9 protein-coding genes are annotated in these 19,191 nt (G+C 53.2%); 6 read left to right on the forward strand and 3 right to left on the reverse strand.

Going from position 1 to position 19,191, the window contains the following annotated elements:
• The first annotated feature begins 53 nt into the window (after window positions 1-53).
• The 3 genes from PLF13_01310 to PLF13_01320 all read left to right on the forward strand — a co-directional run bounded on the left by PLF13_01310 (window position 54) and on the right by PLF13_01320 (window position 5,994).
• Window positions 54-389: an STAS domain-containing protein gene (locus tag PLF13_01310; protein ID HOP05906.1), complete on the forward strand. Its 336-nt coding sequence runs from the start codon at window positions 54-56 to the stop codon at window positions 387-389.
• Window positions 390-577: 188 nt separating this feature from the next.
• Entirely contained in the window at window positions 578-2,992 is a 2,415-nt protein-coding gene (locus PLF13_01315; GenBank protein HOP05907.1) for a DUF5916 domain-containing protein, read from the forward strand.
• A 524-nt stretch (window positions 2,993-3,516) separates the two neighbouring features.
• Window positions 3,517-5,994, forward strand: a complete 2,478-nt coding sequence (locus PLF13_01320) for a DUF5916 domain-containing protein (protein HOP05908.1) — start codon at window positions 3,517-3,519, stop codon at window positions 5,992-5,994.
• 593 nt (window positions 5,995-6,587) lie between these two features.
• On the opposite strand, the gene PLF13_01325 is transcribed toward PLF13_01320, so the two are convergent.
• The 3 genes from PLF13_01325 to PLF13_01335 all read right to left on the reverse strand — a co-directional run bounded on the left by PLF13_01325 (window position 6,588) and on the right by PLF13_01335 (window position 9,412).
• On the reverse strand, window positions 6,588-7,061 hold the full coding sequence (locus PLF13_01325) for a DinB family protein (protein ID HOP05909.1): 474 nt from the start codon (window positions 7,059-7,061) through the stop codon (window positions 6,588-6,590).
• Window positions 7,062-7,190: 129 nt separating this feature from the next.
• Entirely contained in the window at window positions 7,191-8,522 is a 1,332-nt protein-coding gene (locus PLF13_01330; protein ID HOP05910.1) for an ABC transporter permease, read from the reverse strand.
• Entirely contained in the window at window positions 8,519-9,412 is an 894-nt protein-coding gene (locus tag PLF13_01335) for an ABC transporter ATP-binding protein (protein ID HOP05911.1), read from the reverse strand. Before PLF13_01335 ends, PLF13_01330 begins: the two co-directional genes overlap by 4 nt.
• 277 nt (window positions 9,413-9,689) lie before the next feature.
• On the opposite strand from PLF13_01335, the gene PLF13_01340 reads away from it, so the two are divergent.
• The 3 genes from PLF13_01340 to PLF13_01350 form a co-directional block, all read left to right on the forward strand.
• Window positions 9,690-10,748 carry a class I fructose-bisphosphate aldolase gene (locus PLF13_01340; protein HOP05912.1) on the forward strand — a complete coding sequence of 353 codons (1,059 nt, stop codon included), beginning with the start codon at window positions 9,690-9,692 and terminating at the stop codon, window positions 10,746-10,748.
• A gap of 122 nt (window positions 10,749-10,870) precedes the next feature.
• Window positions 10,871-12,196 carry a M48 family metallopeptidase gene (locus PLF13_01345; protein ID HOP05913.1) on the forward strand — a complete coding sequence of 442 codons (1,326 nt, stop codon included), beginning with the start codon at window positions 10,871-10,873 and terminating at the stop codon, window positions 12,194-12,196.
• 444 nt (window positions 12,197-12,640) lie between these two features.
• Window positions 12,641-19,191: hypothetical protein (locus tag PLF13_01350; GenBank protein HOP05914.1), on the forward strand; the 6,551-nt coding region annotated here is incomplete at its 3' end.

The raw sequence follows: 19,191 nt of genomic DNA on the forward strand, positions 1-19,191 counted from the left end.
GGTTCTATCATACTGAATATGAAGTACAAATTCCTGATAAAGGGGTTTCTGAAATGAAATTCGATGATATGCTTCAGGGTGATATAGTAATCCTGGATGTGTCCGGAAAAATCATGGGTGGTGAAGAGACTACCATGTTCCACGGGAAAATCCATGAATATATCAGCCAGAATAAGAAAAACATCGTAGTCGATTTGGCTCAAGTGGATTGGATGAACTCAGTCGGTCTGGGGATGCTGATCTCGGCCCTGACCACGGTAAAAAATGCCGGCGGTCGCCTGGTCCTGGCCAACATTAATAAGATCGAATCTATTCTGACCATCACGCGGTTGATCTCGGTTTTCGAGCATTACGACAGCCGCGAACTGGCGATCAAGTCTTTCTCGTAAGACGCACGCAGATAAAAAGATAAAAAGGCCCTTCGGTTTTCCCGAGGGGCTTTTTTCGTGGTCCTCCGGATTGGTTCCGCCGGAAACAATGATTCGTTACATCCGTAGTTGTTAGGAGAGGTTTGTACCGACTTGGCTGAACCGAGTCGGATGGGTTAACAAAATGTGCGTTATAGGGAGCATGTTTGATGAAATGCCAACTAGCAGGTTTTTTCTGCGTCCTGTTAACGATCACCGCCGTAACTGCTGCAGAGGACTTCACTCCGGATTACTCGCCCAGCCTGAACGTACCCCGCATTAATGGCACGATCGTGATCGACGGCGACCTGTCCGAATCGGCCTGGCGAACTGCTGCCGTAGCAGATAATTTCGTCGAAACCAGCCCCGGTGACCAGATCAAACCGATGGTAGAAACTCGTGCCCTTATCGCCTACGATTATAAAAACCTATATGTCGCCTTTATATGTCTTGATGACCCCGGTTCCGTTCGCACCTCACTTCGCGACCGGGATGAGATATTCCAGGATGACTATATCGGTTTGTTGCTGGACACCTACGGTGACGCCGGTTGGGCTTACGAACTGTTCGCCAATCCATACGGCATTCAAGGAGACTTGCGCCGATCACAGGATAACAACGAGGATGACGCTTTTAATATGATATGGGAATCGCGAGGGATAGTCACCGACAGCGGCTATCAGGTTGAAATCGCGGTTCCTTTTGCTTCGTTGAGATTTCCCGACAAACCGATCCAGACATGGCGCGCCAATTTCTGGCGCGACCAGCGACGCGATGTCAGACGGCAATATAGCTGGGTTGCACGCGATCTTAACAATTCCTGTTTTATCTGTCAGTTTGGTGATCTGCACGGCATCGAGGGCATCAAGCCGGGGCAAAATCTGGAGATTATGCCGAGTGCCATTGCTTATCAAAGCAGCGAGCGGAACGACGAGGGCACGCTCGTTAATTCCGACCCCGACGCTGAACTGTCCCTGAATGTTCGTTACGGCCTCACCTCCAATTCATCTCTCGAAGCTACGGTGAATCCCGATTTCTCTCAGGTCGAGTCCGACGCCGGGCAGATTGACATCAACACCACTTACGGACTGTATTACAGTGAAACTCGGCCGTTTTTTCAGGAAGGGGCCAACCTGTTCGATACCTACATCACGGCAATCCACACCCGCTCGATTAATGACCCTGCAATGGCTGCGCGATATACCGGTCAGTTTGGTCGTTTTTCGGTCGCTCTCCTGACTGCGCGAGATGATAATTCCACCCTGCTCCTGCCGTTTCGGGAACGAAACCTTCTCGCTCAGGCAGGTAAGTCATGGTCAAACATCGTTCGACTGCATCGGACGGTAGGCGAAAATTCCTATATCGGTTTTCTCCTGACAGACCGTCACCTCGACGATTTCGGCCCCAACGATGTTCACAAGGGAGGCTCGAACACCGTGACCGGAATCGACGGCCGCATCCGTTTGTCGGCCTCCGACCATTTCGAATACCAGATGCTGTATGCCCACACCAGGGAAGTAACCGACGGCCATCCGATAAAGATCGAAGTAGACGGTGTTGATACGACCTTCGACACCACCGCCATCGTATCATTTCCCGGTCTGACTCGGTTCGATCGTGATCGCCATACGGTCGATCTGGACGGAGAAAGCTACAGTGGTCAGGCTTTGTACTTCAGCTATGAACACAACTCACGCGGTTGGGCGTTCGATTTTGACTATAACGAGTACGCGCCGACGTTCCGGGCCGACGACGGCTTCCAGACTTACAACGATGGTCGCTATATGGGAGGTGGGGCACAGATGAACTTCCGCCCCAACGGACAATTTATTACCGCTTACTACGCGGGCGCCGAGTACGGCCGGGAGTGGGCTTACGATGGTAAAATGGAGTTCAAGTTCGGTGACGGGACAGTTGACGAGTGGATCCGGCCCTGGACTCAGATCAATTTGACCGGCCCGACTATTCTGTACCTGAGTTACTTGAACAGCCAGGAGCGATTTGCCGGATACCATTTCCCGGGCATCAGCCGAGGTGAAATTTTAATCGATGTCAGCCCCACCGAGATCATTTCAGGCGAAATCGACCTCGAGTTCGGGCGATCAATCTACAGAACTCGGCCACATTGGAAAACGAGTGGCGAGGATTCGGTCTTCATCGAACCGGTCCTCGGCTGGATTTTAGAAACCAGCGCAGTGCTCAATCTTAAACCAAACCAGAGGTTTTACACATCGTTGGACTTCAATTATGCCCGTATGGACTATCGCGATGCCTATCTGCGCGATCGTCCGGAGATCGCCGACAAACGTATTTACAGTGGTTATATCCTGCGCTCACGCACCACCTACCAGTTCACCCGCGAATTGTTCGTGCGCCTGGTCCTCCAGTACGACGACTTCGATGAGACTTTTAACATCGAACCACTGGTAACTTATCGGGTGAACCCATTCACGAAGTTTTTCATCGGGATGACCTCTTCTTATAACAGCTATGAAATGACGCGGGATGATGCCTCGACATACGATGACTGGCAGACTTCATCGCGACAGTTTTTCGCAAAATTCCAATACCTCTTCAGAATGTAGAGCTTGGACCGGATCACCCACGAGTGGTCCGGTTTTCCCAGCCATAAAAGGGTGAACCATCATTACATGGATTATTGATAAAGCCGTACGCCCGGATATTCTGTAAAATATGACCGTATTGCGGGCGACACAAGGCCGCCCGCACGCGAGGTTAGGACTTCTTGACGCGTAACGGCGGGGCTTGTCTCCACCGCAGAGGGGATTTTCAACACTCCCCACAGCGGGCAGTTTTGTATCACCCGTATTACGGCGGTGTTTTATTAATGTAAGAGCATACGATTTCTATCCTCAATTCCGAATTTAATAGTTTTTCTGAAACCAGCCGTGTCTCATTTCGTACAGTGTGATGTGCTGGATATCCGACCACGAACGCAGGTTGATTTTGGGGATCAGGAGGAGTATTAACGGCTTCTCCAACCTGAAGTAGAAAACGTTGACTTCGACACGCATACGGCGAGGTCGGAGTCACACAGAGCACACTGAGAGGAGGTGCCTGCGTGAGAGGTTTGATAATCGGATTTTGTTTGTCGATATTTACAGTTGCCGTAGCCGGCCCTATCCGAGCCGAAGACTCAAGCACCGTCGAGACCCGAGCAGGAATACCGGTCCCTGAGATAAAAGCCTACCGTGTAAATCCTCATCCACCCAAAATTGACGGATACCTTAACGATGAAATCTGGACCGGGCATGGAGTAAACTGGATCGGTGATTTCACTCAGCGAGATCCGGTGGAGGGAGTTCCCCCAACCGAATCGACCCTGGTGGCGGTGGCGTACGATGATGAAGCGCTCTATGTCGCGATGAAAATGTTCGACTCCGAGCCGGACAAGATCATCAAGCGGCTGGTGCGACGCGACCGCTGGGCCGACGCCGATTATATAGCCTTCCGTGTAGACCCCTATCATGATCATCGCACCGGTTACGAATTCGAGGTCAGTTCGGCCGGAGTAATGCGCGATATGCGTATTTACGACGACAGTAACACCGATGACTCATGGGATGCCGTCTGGGAAGTCAAGGTAGCGATTCAGCCGTGGGGTTGGTCGGCGGAATATAAAATCCCGTACCACTGTCTGCGGTTCAATGAACTCGAGGAACATACCTGGGGAGTCGATTTTGCCCGTTATGTCGCTCGTAAGGAAGAATCCAGCCGCTGGGCATACGTTCCGATTAAAACCGGCGGATTCACCCGCAACTTCGGCCATTTAACCGGGATTAACGGAATCAAGCCCGCTCGCCATATCGAGATTCTTCCCTATGTAGTATCACAACTCGAAACCGAGGAACCGAGCGCCGGTAACTCGGACGGTCGCGATATCCTGGCCAACACCGGTGTCGATCTTAAAATCGGGCTGGCCTCGAACCTGACTCTTGACGCCACCATCAATCCCGATTTCGGACAAGTTGAACTGGATGAACCGGTGCTTAACCTGACCGCGTACGAAACCTATTTTGACGAGCGGCGACCGTTCTTCATGGAGGGATCGGACTTGTTTTCGACACCGTTCATGCTTTTCTATTCCCGCCGTATCGGTCGTCAACCCTATCAGGGAGTCAATGACGACGACGCCCTCTATTACACCGATTACCCGCGCGGTACGACCATTCTTGGATCCGGGAAACTAACCGGTAAAATCACCCCCTCAACCTCAATCGCTTTCCTGACCGCGGTTACGGCGCGGGAAAAAGCCGAATACGCGGCTCTTACGAATGTCGTGACACAAGAGATACCGTCGGAAGAAGGTGCTGTTCTGGATACTATCTCGGCCGACACGACAATCCGCTCGCAGGTGGTGGAATCGGAAGCGATCTACTCGGTATTGCGGATTAAGAAAGATATCTTCAACAATTCCAGCATCGGCGCCACCATGGCCGTAACCGGCCAGGACAGCTACCATGCGCACGTTGTCGGCGGGCTGGACTGGCGGCTCTTTTTGGATAAAGGAAACGCCTGGCTCTTTACCGGCCAGGCAGTCGGCAGTCGGGTCGATCCGGACGACATCGGCTATGGTTTTTACGCCGAGATTTATAAATGTGCGGGGCAACATTGGCGAGGTGAAGTTAACACCACTTTTAAGTCACCCGAGTTGCAGATCAACCGGCTCGGTTACACCAGCCGCTCCGACACCAGGAAAGTCGCCACCTGGATCCAATATCGCGCCACCGATGACTGGTGGATTTTTCACAACACTTACAACAACTTCAACGCCTGGTCTTACTGGAACTACGACGGCATCAACTACGATCTGGGCGGCAACTGGAATGCTTATCTCGAATTCATTAACCATTGGTCATTGGGTGGCGGGATAAACTTCGAGACTGAGAAATACTCGGACGATGAGACTCGCGGAAATGGGATATGGGAATGGCCGGTCGTGCCGACCTTTTCATGGTGGGCCGAGCTGAACACGGATGAACGTAAGATGTTTTCACTGTGTCTCAATCCCGGCTCCGGAACGAATCGCGGCGGACATTGGTGGGCTCACTACACCGGTGTGGAATTTCACCCGGCCGGCAATATCGAGCTCGAATTCGGTGTGAACTACAAGCAGTATATCGACAACCGTCGCTGGGTCGAAAACATCTCCACTAACGACGGGGACTCATCGATCTTTGCCGACCTCGATATGGACCAGATGACCTTTTCCATCTCGACTTCGGTACTGTTAAACCGGAATTTGTCCTTTCAGCTATCGGCCGAGGGTTTGATTTCAGGTCTGGATTATGAAGACCCGCGGTACTATCTCGGAAGCGGGGATTATTCGCCGGTCCTGAACGATGACTACAACTACGATTACAATTACTCGGCGCTTAACTCCACCATGCTGATCAGGTGGGAGTATATGCCGGGCAGCACGCTGTACTGCGTCTGGACCCGGTCGCGACCGGAATATGACGGTTCCGTAAACGACCTGGATCTTTCGCGGGACTTTGATCGTTTCTTTAGTAGAGGAGCACAAAACCTCTTCTTGATCAAAGCTTCGTACTGGCTTAACATGTAGTCAGTAGTAGCGCAGATAAAAAACGGCGTGCTGGAAGGACCCAGCCGTATAGCGCGCCTAAGGGCTGCGGGAGCGATCCTGCAGCCCTTCTGCTTTGATGATTGGATTAGGCTTCATTCCTCGCGCCGATGCTCTGCGTCGGCGCGTCATGTTCGGGCGCTCCGCGCCCTCCCTTGTGTCAGGTTGCAAGCAACCGGACCTACAAAGACTTGGATGGTGTACAAACCGGACATAGGTAACACAATAAACCGGGTACATGGGCAACAAAGTCCCCGAAGGCCGGGGATCCCTGCGATCCCGGCCGGTTTGCTTCTCGTGCTGTATTGACGTGAACCCATCCAAAAGGTAACCAACTCGTCTCACATTCCCTACAAGCTCACAATAATCTTCGTAGGTCGGGACCTTCGTGGTCCCGACGCTGTATGGCAGGTCTCCCCGAGACGTGCCACGGATCGTAGCTGCGGTAACGATGCGGCAGGTCTCGGAGAGACCTGCCCTACAAGGACGACATTCGTGTTGAATCTAACTTCCCACCCCTCGGGTGGGATTTGCGAAGCGAAGTTGAGACAACAACATCCCACCCAACCGATGCCTTACCTCTTCACCACCGTCACAAACTGACGAATCGCGCCCAAATGATAGGCGGTGTGAACCAGGGCGCCGAGAGCATAATGGATGTTTTTCCCCTCGCTCCAGTTCGGGATTGCCTTTATCAGCTCAAGCAAACGGTCGCGTGAGTCGCGGAGGCCCTTGATCATGGCCTTCCATTCCGTCTCATTCACTTCCTTGAGCCGCCAGGCGATAGTCCAGTCGACCTTCTCTTCCGGTGTTCCTCTCATGGCTTTCTCGATAACATCGAGAGAAAACCGGGTGTGTACAACGTGAGCCACAATGGTCGAGCCGCCAGGCGTGAGCGGCCGTGACGCCTGCTCGGCATTTACCCCCGAGAGCGTTTCAAAGAACGAAGTTCCCTTGTCCAGGTACACCGTCCGGACACCATCGAATGTTTCATCGAACAATGCCAGTAAGGTCTCTTTGAACAAGGCTTCCGTTTTGTTATCCGACATAGCATTCCCTTTATATGATTCTCATGATTACAAACAACAACGGATCGGCCGCCGGTCAATCACAATCGAAACGGCCGGAATCGCGGAGATTCCGGCCAACAAGAATTCGAACAGGAGACCGTCGTTTCGCTACAACTGCACCTTCCGGAAACGAAGCACCCCGGCGACAAATGTCAAAGCGCCGATTCCAAGCAGAATACCTATCGGCATCATCATTTCGCCCCAACTGAAGCCGCGCCAGATGGCGCCTTCGAGGGCATATATCGACCATTTTATAGGGCTGAAATTCGAGATTGGCACCAACCAGCCGGGCATGAACATAATCGGCACCATACCGCCACCGATCATCGACATAATGAGCAAAATAGCCCAACCGGCTCCGCTCACCGCCTGTTCGGTCTTACCCAGGACGGAAATAAGCATCATAATGCCGACAAAACAGAGCGAACCGGCAAGGATGGCCGCGAACAACATCAATGGATCGGGCGTGCGAATACCGAACACGAGTCGCCCCAGCCCCAGCAACAGTACTGAGGCGCCCAGACAGAACAACAAACAAGCCATTCCCTTACCGGCCAGCACGTGAGCGCGGGTAATCGGCGCCAGTTGGAGTCTTATCATCGTTCCCCGCGTTCGTTCGGTGACAATCGTCACGGCAAACGAGGCCACCACACCGATCAAAGCCCATATTAAAGACTGCGGGAAAGTAATCTCCCACGAAGAGCGAGGACCTTCGCGTTCGGTAGTCACAGCGACAATCTCGACCTTAGGCCCCTTGAACATGGGATCTTCATAGGCATCGCCTGTCGCGTTTTGTACCGTCGTATCTCCGGGAACCGTATCACTTACGCTGCCTGAGGCAAACACCCCGGTATCGGTTTCAGCCATTAATTTGTAAAGCGAGTTGTAAAAATCTCCAAGGACGGCCTTCTGTTCTCCGGACAGGCTGGTATCACGGCGCATTGACTCCAAATAAACCGGCAATTTTTCTACGGCTGCTTCAGGATTGAAAAAACTGCTCTGCATCGCCGTGAACCAGGACTGCATGAGCACCCCCCTGAGATAGGCAGCCTCGGCTTTACGAGCGGGATCAATACCGGCTCGGATACGGGCCGAATCGGATTCGAATAGCGATTCCCACTTCCCCAAACCCGGAAGAAGGTGCAGATACGCCACGGCCTTTCCACGCCTTACGATGGTAACTGCGCTATCCAAAGGACATTCGAGAATCTGAACAGCTTCGGATTTGTTTAACTGGGCCACCATCGCCTTTGAGAAATCCGATTGGTCCTCATCCACTACTATCAGTTTTATAGCACGGGCGGAGCCACCACCGGTAGAATAGAGCGATCCGAAAAAGGTAGCCATAAGCAGCGGGAAGACTATCACCCAGAACATGGCGAAGCGGTCGCGGAACAACAGCCGCATGTCTTTGGCTGCCAGAGACATAATAGCTTTCATAGGTCGCGCAACCTCCTCCCGGTCAAATTGAGGAAAACTCCTTCGAGGTTGGGCCGTTCGATATCAAGGGTTTCAATTTTTAGACCGGATGACGCCAACGAAGCGAGGCTGTGCACCGGATCAAGGGTAGTAATCGTAAGGTGTTTTCCCTCTAAAAGCCCCCCAACTTCCACTCTTTCCGAAGGTACTTCAGCCAACAGGAGTTTGATGACCGAGGCCCCCCCATGTTCCCGGATAAGCCCCCCAACGGTGTTGAGCGCCAATATCTTACCTCGATCAATTATCGCTACCCGGTCACACAGCCGCTCCGCTTCCTCCATATAATGGGTGGTGTACAGAATCGTGCGTCCCTGCTTTTTCAATTCCTCGATTTTATCGAAAATCAGATTGCGCGATTGCGGATCGACTCCGACCGTCGGTTCATCCAAAAGCAGCACCGGCGGATCGTTAATCAGGGCACAGGCAAGATTGATCCGTCGCTGCATTCCGCCGGAATAGGTCTTAATGCGCCCTTTACGTCGATCCGAGAGATTGGCAAATTCGAGCGCCCAGTTCACTCGCTCCTTTAAGACTTTCCCGGTCAGTCCGTATAAACGGCCGAAAAAGGCCAGATTTTCCTCAGCGGTCATTTCGTCGTAAAGCGCAATGGCCTGCGGTGCAATGCCAAGTTTACGGCGTACCGAGGAGCGAGTCGGATCGGAGCTGCCGTCTATCCGGACTTCTCCCAAATCGGGTTTTAGCACACCCGCCAACATACTGATAGTGGTCGTCTTACCCGCTCCATTGGGACCGAGCAAACCAAACGTCTCCCCCCTGGGGATATCGAGTGATACGCCGTCGACCGCAACCAGCTCACCGAATTGTTTTCTTAGGTCTGTCGCTTGAATCATCGTCCTGTTTTTCCCTGCGTTGAATAAGCACTTGTCTTTCCTTGATAGCAACGACTGCGGTTCAAGTCAAGACCTGATCTTAAGAGATCAAATTAGCAAATAATACCTCTCATTTGCTAGGATACGATTAGCTGATAGTGATGTTGCATCATGGTCTTAAACCGCCTTTTTTAAGCCGGTTAAAAAAGAATTTGAAAGGGAGTGGAAATGGTTGCCTTTTGTCGATAAACTTAGTATCTGTCGAACACCTGATAAAGGCTATAACAAGGAGATATTTATGATAAAAAAGATTGAAGAATTGCTGGGCGATCACAAGTCGCTTCTGAACTACACCTGTAAAGGTATTCCGACCTCGCGGCTGTATGTCCCGGGTCCGGATTTTGTCGACCGCGTGGTCAGTCAGACCGACCGTAATCCGATGACACTACGTTCGTTGAACGGGCTTTTCAACCATGGCCGCCTGGCTAACAGCGGTTACGTTTCGATTCTTCCGGTTGACCAGGGAATCGAGCATTCCGCCGGTGCTTCATTCGCCCCGAACCCGGATTATTTCGATCCGGAGAAGATTATCGAACTGGCGATCGAGGGCGGCTGCAACGCTGTTGCCTCGACCTACGGCGTTCTTGGAGCGGTCTCACGCAAATACGCTCACAAAATTCCGTTTATCGTCAAGATGAATCACAACGAACTGCTCACTTATCCGACCACTTACGATCAGATCATGTTCACCGATGTCGACTCCTGTTTCAATCTCGGCGCGGCCGGTGTCGGAGCTACAATCTATTTCGGCTCACAGGAAATGTCGCGGCAGCTTCAGGAAGTCAGCGAGGCATTCTCCCGGGCGCACGAGTTGGGCATGTTCACGGTACTGTGGTGCTACCTGCGCAATAGTGCTTTCAAAGTGAACGGCGTCGATTATCATGCCTCGGCCGACCTGACCGGTCAGGCCAATCACATCGGCGTCACGATTGAAGCCGACATTATCAAACAGAAGCTTCCGACCAACAACGGCGGCTACAAAGCTGTCAATTTCGGTAAAACAAGTGAGAAGGTATACACCGAACTGACGACCGACAATCCGATCGACCTCTGCCGCTATCAGGTAGCCAATTGCTACATGGGACGGATCGGCCTTATCAATTCCGGTGGCGCTTCAACCGGTTCCGGCGCGAGCGATCTGGCCGAGGCCGTGTTGACGGCGGTTGTCAACAAACGAGCGGGCGGTATGGGACTCATTTCCGGCCGCAAGGCGTTCCAAAAACCGATGAAAGACGGTGTGGCGCTGCTCAACGCTATTCAGGATGTTTATCTCTGCAAAGAGGTAACCGTCGCCTGACGCTGATACCAACTCAGGTAAACTCACGGGACAAGGACAACCTTGTCCCGTTTTTTCTTGGCTTGAAAGGCTTTGGCTTCGTAGTATTATCTATGAGAATCAACCTTTGAGCAGGAGCCAAGATGTACAGACATATTCTCTCCATCATAATCGGTCTGAGCGTGATAATCCTCTGCGGAGCGGTGGTAGCGGCGGATGATTCTATCGATATGACTACGAACACGACAGATACGTTGTCGGCAACAGCCGGCGTGACCGTCGACGATGCCGCGATAAACGCCGAGACGGAAGAACCGCTCATGACCCCGGAACGGCGAGAAAAACTGAACGAGTATTCCCGGATCGTCAACCGCTGGCGCTTCGTATCGTTTTTTATCGGTCTGGTCATCACCGCCCTGATTCTTTTCACCGGATTCTCAGCCCGCATGCGCACCTGGGCTCAAGTGGCAAAGAAAAAATTCTTCATTCTCTGGTTGTTCCTGGCGATGTACCTGGTTGTTGATTATATCCTCAGTCTGCCGATGTCGATCTATCGAAGTTTCATCGTGGAGTCGGATTTCGGTTTCATGAACCAGACTTTTTGGGGATGGTTCGGCGAAGATCTGTTATGGCTGTTGATCGGCGTCGTTATTGCCATTATTCCCGCCTGGTTCTTTTACCTGGCCGTGTCTCGTTTGAAACGCTGGTGGCTGGCTTTCTCGATTGGAGCGATCCCTTTTATCATTTTTGCGGTTGTGATCGCCCCGGTTGTTATCAGTCCGCTGTTTAACAACTTCGAGCCCCTTAAAAACAAACAGCTTAAGGCCGAGATAGAGTCCCTGGCCGACAAGGCGGGTATCGAAGGATCGGATATTTTCCAGGTCAACGGCTCCAAACAATCCTCCAAAGTCAATGCCTATGTGACCGGTTTGTTCGGCACCAAACGAATCGTTCTGTACGATACCTTGATCGACAATTTCTCCGACAAGGAAATTCTATTCGTAATGGGCCATGAAATGGGACACTACGTGATGCATCATATTTGGTGGGGACTCGGCATTTCGATCCTGTTTATCATGTTCGCACTGTGGTTGACCGATCGTACGATACGATGGGTTATCCACAAGTTCCGCAAGCAGTTCGGCTTCTCGGAGTTGACCGATTACGCCTCCTTGCCGCTAGTGATGCTCTTTATTTCGATAATCAGTTTCGTATTTCAACCGATTACGAACTACTCCAGCCGAGTAATGGAATACCAGGCCGACCGTTTCGGTATGGAAGTGGCCGGTATCGATGCCGACACGGCGGTTTCGGCTTTCGACAAACTCTCCGCTTGCAATCTTTCAGACCCGGAACCACCGGCGTTGATCGAGTTCTGGTTCTACGATCATCCCACCTTATCCAAACGTAAAGCGGCCCTCAAAGAACTGGCTGAAAAGAGGATCCAAACAGGTGATCGACGGAAATAATCGGCTTATCATGAATAAATGATAACTAAATCTATTCTCATTATGTCAAAATGCTGAAAAGCCGCGTTTTAAGCGGCTTAATGGACGCTTTTTGCCTTGACTAAACAGGCTGAATTGGGTACTTTGGGAGAGGACGATTAGAGATCTTTGATTGACCGGGTGCAGGCTCGGTCACGCAGCTTGATCGCGAACAAATAGAGTCATTAATTTAGCAGTGATTTGAAAGTCGCGGTCGCAGTCTCAGCAATTGAGACAAAAAAAAGGTAATCTGCGGAGTAACGTATGGACGATTGGTCATTGAGTCTTCCCCACAATTCAATTTTCGACATCTTGACCATACCAATACATACTCCTTAAACTGGTACTTACCGGCGAAGGTGAACTGCGAGGTACGTTCACCACCGTCGAAAGGACTTATATCTTTAAGTGGGAGCTTGGATAGAAATGCAGAGAGAAAGAACCGGACTTGTTCTAATCCTGACCCTGGCGGCATTGTGTCTTTTTGCGGCCAATGCCTTCTCCGCTAAACTTCAGACTTCAGTAGTTTTTACGGACCAGGACGATTATTCCCCATACGACTCAGTCGTGATTATGGGTTCGGGATTCTGGCCAAACGAATCAATTCAGGTACAGGTAACACATTACGACGGTTATCCGCCGGACGGCGAGGGCCACGAGCCCTGGGTTGTCGAAGCCGACGATGAAGGGAATTTCGAGACATACTGGATTGTCCCACCCGACGACCATGTCGATGAAGTCCTCCTGGTGACGGCCATCGGTCTTTCATCCGGAATTGTGGCTGAAGTCACATTTACCGACTGCAACACCCTGTTGTCTTATACGATTTCCCTGCCGGATACGGCTTGCGGCGACGCCACTCTGGACGTATGTGCGAATTTGTCGGAAGCATGTGGCTGCTACGGCACCGCCCCGCTGGCCGGACGTATGCTCTATTTCTGGGTCAATCCGGGTAACTGCGGCGTCAATGTCGGACAAACACCTGACGACAGTATGGAAACCGACGCCTACGGCAACGCCAGCGCCTCGTTGACACTCCCCACCGGTCCGGGGACTTACTCTATCCGGGTGAAGTTCTTTGGTGAAGATAAACCGGAATGGTGGGAACCACCGAACAGCGCCTGCGATCCAACCCGCCGAACGAAACTGTCGGCGGCCAATTTGTGCGAAGTAATAGAGATAATCCCCGGGTACGGCAACGCTCCCACGGTCGACCTGGGTAACGACACGACGATTACGCTCTGTTCCCCGGCACAGATATGTCTGTCTCTTTCGATAGATGATCCGGAATGCGATATCGACTCGATAATCACGAACCTCGGTGGTTATTCGGGCAACGCTACCGACTACGACCAGGTGTCCAGGATTAACGCCCTGGGCGGCACGGTAACACAAGTAGGCGGCGGCGATCCGGGAAAAATTCTGTATGAAGCCGACGATTTTGTTTCACCGGTGAATACTCAGTCCGGCGTGTCGGTAACTCTTCCCGATTTCATTTTTGCCGACCATGTAACCGACTACGGTTCTTTCCCCTACACCTCGGGCAACTCAGCTTATTATCTGCTCGGCCCACCGACCGACCTGACCTACACGCTCCCCGGGGCAGGCGGTCCGGACGGCGGCTATAGCGACGGCGCGGTTGATTTCTCGACCGGTAACTATGCCAAAGTGGGCTTTGCCCAGGCAATCACGACCTGTAACGGCGCAGCGGTCGATTTAGTGATATTCACCAACTCCTACGGCGGCGGCACCGCCTCACTTTTGTTCTACTATAACGGTCTGGTCGCTTACAGCATGGAGGAGTATCTTCCGGTTCAGGGTATTGGCGACGGTATTGGCGGCCTCACGGTAGACCTCCCGGACGGCATAACCTTTAATGAAATCAAGATCAGTGCTGCTTCCGGTTCGCTCGCGATAGACGCCCTGGGCGCACGCGCATTCAACAGCCCCTCAAGCGAAGATATCTGTTTCTGGGCCGACACTACCGGTGTATACCAGGTAGCGGTTGCGGCCTACGATGGTTGCGGGCATATCGGTTATGGCGCTGTCAACGTCACGGTCAATCTGAACAATCCCCCGGTCGCCGACGCGGGAGCCGATCAAACTTTTGCTTTGTGTGCTCCTTCCCAGGTATGCTGGTTGGCCTCATGCACCGATCCGGACGGCAATCTCAGCAGCGGCACACTCATCAGTGGGCCGGGCACGTATAACGGCTCAAACATCTGCTTCACGCCAACCGCTGCCGGCAGCTATAGTTTCGTACTCAAAGCTCTCGATGACTGCGGCTATCAGGACTATGATACCGTAACCGTTACAATAACAATGAACCAGCCTCCGGTTGCCACGGTACCGAATCCCGTTACGGCTTTCCTGTGTTCATCCACGGAGCTGTGTCATGATTTTACCGCCGTTGATCCGAATGGCGGAACCCTTATTTGGAGTCACGTGGCGGGCGTGGGCTCCATTACCGGCGGTGGGCATTTCTGCTTCACGCCGACCGCGAGCGGCAGTTATGCCGCAACCGTAGCTGTCTCTGACTCCTGCGGTCTCGCCGACACCGTATCGATCACGTACAACATCACCCTTAACGGAGCTCCGGTCTTCGCCGATCCGACTTCACCGGTCGAGCTGTTTCAATGTGTCGCAGCAGAGGTATGTTATCAATTCGAAGCGACCGACCCGGAGAGCGGCAGCCTGACTTACAGCAAGTTAAGCGGTGATGGTACCGTTACCGCCGCCGGCTATTACTGCTTTACGCCAACAGCCGGCGGCGCCTACGGCGTCGTAGTAACTGTGACCGACTCGTGCGGTTTAGCCGATACAACCAGCCTGACTTACAACGTGGAAGTTAATGAACCTCCCGTCATCGCTCTGGCCGGTGATACGGCGGTGGATCTCTGCACTTCCCAGGCTGTCTGTATCGCCTATGACGTGAGCGATCCACAGGGAACAAGCGGATTGGTTGAGGAAATGCTTTCGGGTTACGGCACGATTGATACGGCCGCCAATCAAATCTGCTTCACCCCGACCACCTCGGGTTCGTATGAATTCATCGTGGCGGTAACCGACGGCTGCGGCGAATACGATTACGACACCGCCGTGGTTCTGATTAATTTCGGACAGTTTGCGGCAATCGATTGCCCGAGTGAAGCAATCGATGTTTTCCTTTGCGCTCCCGATCAGATATGTCAGACTCTGAATATCACCCCGGCTTCAGCGGCGGTTAATGTATCGTTCGGCTCTTACAGCGCCGGACAACTCTGTTTCGACGCCGACACCGCCGGGACTTATGATATTACCGTAATCGCAACCGAGGACTGCAATGCCGACACCTGTCAACTGACGTTCAACGTCGATATCGGCGCGGCGGCTCAGATAGACTGCCCGGCTCCGAGTCAGAAATTTATCTGTGCTCCGGGCAGTGTTTGTATTCCGGTTGGAATTTACGGCGCCGGCGCCACGGTAACGGTTACTCCGATCGGCAGCTATGCCTCCGGTAATCTTTGTTTCCCGGCCGACACCAGCGGCCATTATGAAATCACCGTAATCGCCGCTACGACCTGCGGCACCGATACCTGTCAGGTTATCTCGGATGTAACGATCAACTCCGCACCGGTAGCGGTCGATCCGACCACCCCGGTTGATACCTTTATCTGCACATCGGGGCAGATCTGCTTCCAGTTCGAAGCTAACGATGTCGACGACAACATCACCGGCTGGACGCGTCTCAGCGGCGACGGCACCGTTACAAACGATGGATTATGGTGTATCAACGCTTCAGGCAGTGTCACTAAGTCGGTGACGGTAGCGGTCACCGATGCCTGCGGTGCCGTTGACACGACAGCCCTGACTTACAATGTCACCAGGAACAGTGCGCCGATCGTGACTCTCGGCGCCGATGAAACCAGATTTATGTGTGCTCTTGGTCCGGTTTGTGTCTTCTACGACACTTCCGACGCTGACGACAACATCGTCACGCTCGAAGAGCTTACCGGCATCGGTACGATCAACGACGAGATCGGGCAGGTTTGTTTCAATCCGACCGGTGAGGGCGTCTATCGGATGATCCTGCAGGTCACCGATGCCTGTGGCGCAGTTGATCTTGACACCGTTAACATCACGGTGGCACTCAATGAAGCGCCGTACGTCGATGCCGGAGCGGACCAGACGGTGTTCCAGTGTGAGGCAACGGAAATATGCTGGACGGTAGCCTCGGGCGATGCCGACGGCAACCTGACCTCGATTCAAATGATCGAAGGACCCGGCACGTTCGATGGCTCTCAGGTTTGTTTCACTCCGACCGGCACTTATAATTACGAGTTTATCTTCAAAGCTACCGATGTTTGTGGTCTCGAGGCGGTGGACACAGTGGCTGTGTACTACAGCCTCAATCGCGCTCCGGTGGCTAACGCCGGTCCCAACCAGACCCTCTTCCAGTGCACTCCGACCGAGGTGTGCCTGCCGGTCAGTTGTTCCGATCCTGATGGGAACCTGAGCGACTGCACCTTAATGAGCGGTCCCGGCTATTACAACGGCTCCGCCGTCTGCTTCACGCCGACCGAATCGGGTGTTTATTCTTTCGTGATCCAGGCCACCGATGCCTGCGGACTGACCGACCTTGACACGGTCACCGCTACGGTCACGATCAACAGCACCCCGGTTTGTGTTGTCCCGAACGATACGAGTATCTTCCTGTGTTCCTCGCAGGAAGTCTGTCTGCCGGCTTACGGGACTGATGTCGACGGTAATCTCCAGGTCTGTCAGATAATATCGGGACCCGGTACCTTAAGCAGCGGCGCCTGGTGTTACACGCCGGTCGGCCATCAGACGGTAACGGTGACCATGCGTTGTACCGACGCCTGCGGAGCTACTTGCGAATCTACTTTCACGGTCGACTTCTCCGTTAACGGTGCGCCGACCGTATCGCTCGGCGCCGATACGACAATGTTGGTGTGCGAAGCATACGAAATGTGCCTGCCGTATTCGGTAAGTGACCCTGATAACGGTCGCCCGCTTACGGTGAGTCTGCTTTCCGGACCGGGGACACTCGATGAGGCCAACTCGCGAATCTGTTTCACTCCAAGCATCAGTGGTATTTACTTGTTCGAGCTCGGCGTTGAAGACGAATGCGGCTTGACCGACACCGACACGATCCTGGTCAACCTGACGCTCAACAGCCCCCCGGTGGCCAACGCCGGACCGGATCAGGACCTCTTCCTCTGCGAGCCGACACAGATATGCTGGCCCGCGGCCTGTGGCGATCCGGATGACAATCTCGATGAATGTCTCTTCTCCGGACCAGGCTCATACGACGGCACTTATATCTGTTTCGATGCCGACACCGACGGCGAATATCAATTCATCATGCTTACCGAAGACGAGTGTGGAGCACAGGATGCCGACACCGCGGTGATAAAGGTAACCATGAACGTTGCGCCGACTCTCACCCTGACCGGCGACACGAGTTTGTTCCTCTGCGCGCCTCAGCAAATCTGTCTCGATTACGATGTGACCGATCCGAATTCCGGTCAGACCGTAACGGAAGTAATGCTGTCCGGCTACGGCACGCTCGATACTACTGCCAATGTGGTCTGTTTCACCCCCACGGTCAGCGGCACCTATGAATTCGTTCTAAGAGCGACCGATGCCTGCGGCGCGATTTCTCAGGATACGACGATCGTAACGGCAACTTTCGATTCGGCCCCGTCGCTGACTTGCCAGCCTCCGACCGATTACTTCATGTGCGGACCCGATTCGGTCATTATCCCGGTCCCGGTTACTCCAACCACGGCTGTAGTAACAACCAGCTTCGGCACCTACGCCAACGGCGCCGTGCGATTCTATGCCAATTCCGAGGGAACCTACGATATAACGGTGACAGCAACCACCGGTTGCGGTGTCGATACCTGTCACTTGACCGGCAATATCGACTTCAACGAGGCTCCGATAGCTTCGGCGGGCAGCGATCAGACACTCTTCCTGTGTGACGCGGAATCTATTTGCTGGTCGGCCTCATGCAGTGACGTTGACGACAACCTGACCGCCTGTGAGTTGATCAGTCCTGTCGGTACTTATAACGGTTCCCAGATATGCTTCACCCCGACAGTCGATGGTTCTTATGAGTTCGTGCTCCGGGCCACCGATGAATGCGGCGAGATTGATCTGGATACGGCCGTTACCAACGTGACCTTCAACAGCGCCCCGACAATTACGGCGCAGGCCGACACCAGTGTCTTCCTCTGTACGCCTCAGCAAATCTGTCTCGACTATACGGTGACCGATCCGGATGCCGGACAAGCGGTGACCGAAGTTCTTCTCTCCGGTTTTGGCACGATCGATACTGTAGCCAATACCGCCTGCTTCACTCCCACGGTCGGCGGCGTTTATGAATTCGTTCTGAGAGCGACCGATGCCTGCGGCGAGATTTCACAGGATACCGCCGTAGTGACCGTGACCTTCGGTGAAGAGCCGACTTTGACCTGTCCCGAACCGACCGATTATTTCCTCTGCGGTCCGGATTCGCTGATCATTCCGATTACCGTCACTCCTGCAAGCGCAACCGTTACGACCGACCTTGGCACTTACGGCGCCGGTGCGGTGCGGTTCCTGGCCGATACCGAGGGAGCTTACGACATTATGGTTGTCGCCACGACAGCTTGTGGAGCCGATACCTGCCATGTGACGGGAACTATCGACTTCAACGAGGCTCCGATAGCTTCGGCGGGCAGCGATCAGACACTCTTCCTGTGTGACGCGGAATCTATTTGCTGGTCGGCCTCATGCAGTGACGTTGACGACAACCTGACCGCCTGTGAGTTGATCAGTCCTGTCGGTACTTATAACGGTTCCCAGATATGCTTCACCCCGACGGTCGATGGTTCCTACGAGTTCGTGCTCCGGGCCACCGATGAATGCGGCGAGATTGATCTGGATACAGCCGTTATCAACGTGACCTTCAACAGCGCCCCGACAATTAC

Source organism: Candidatus Zixiibacteriota bacterium (assembly GCA_035380245.1).
Lineage (GTDB): Bacteria > Zixibacteria > MSB-5A5 > GN15 > FEB-12 > DAOSXA01.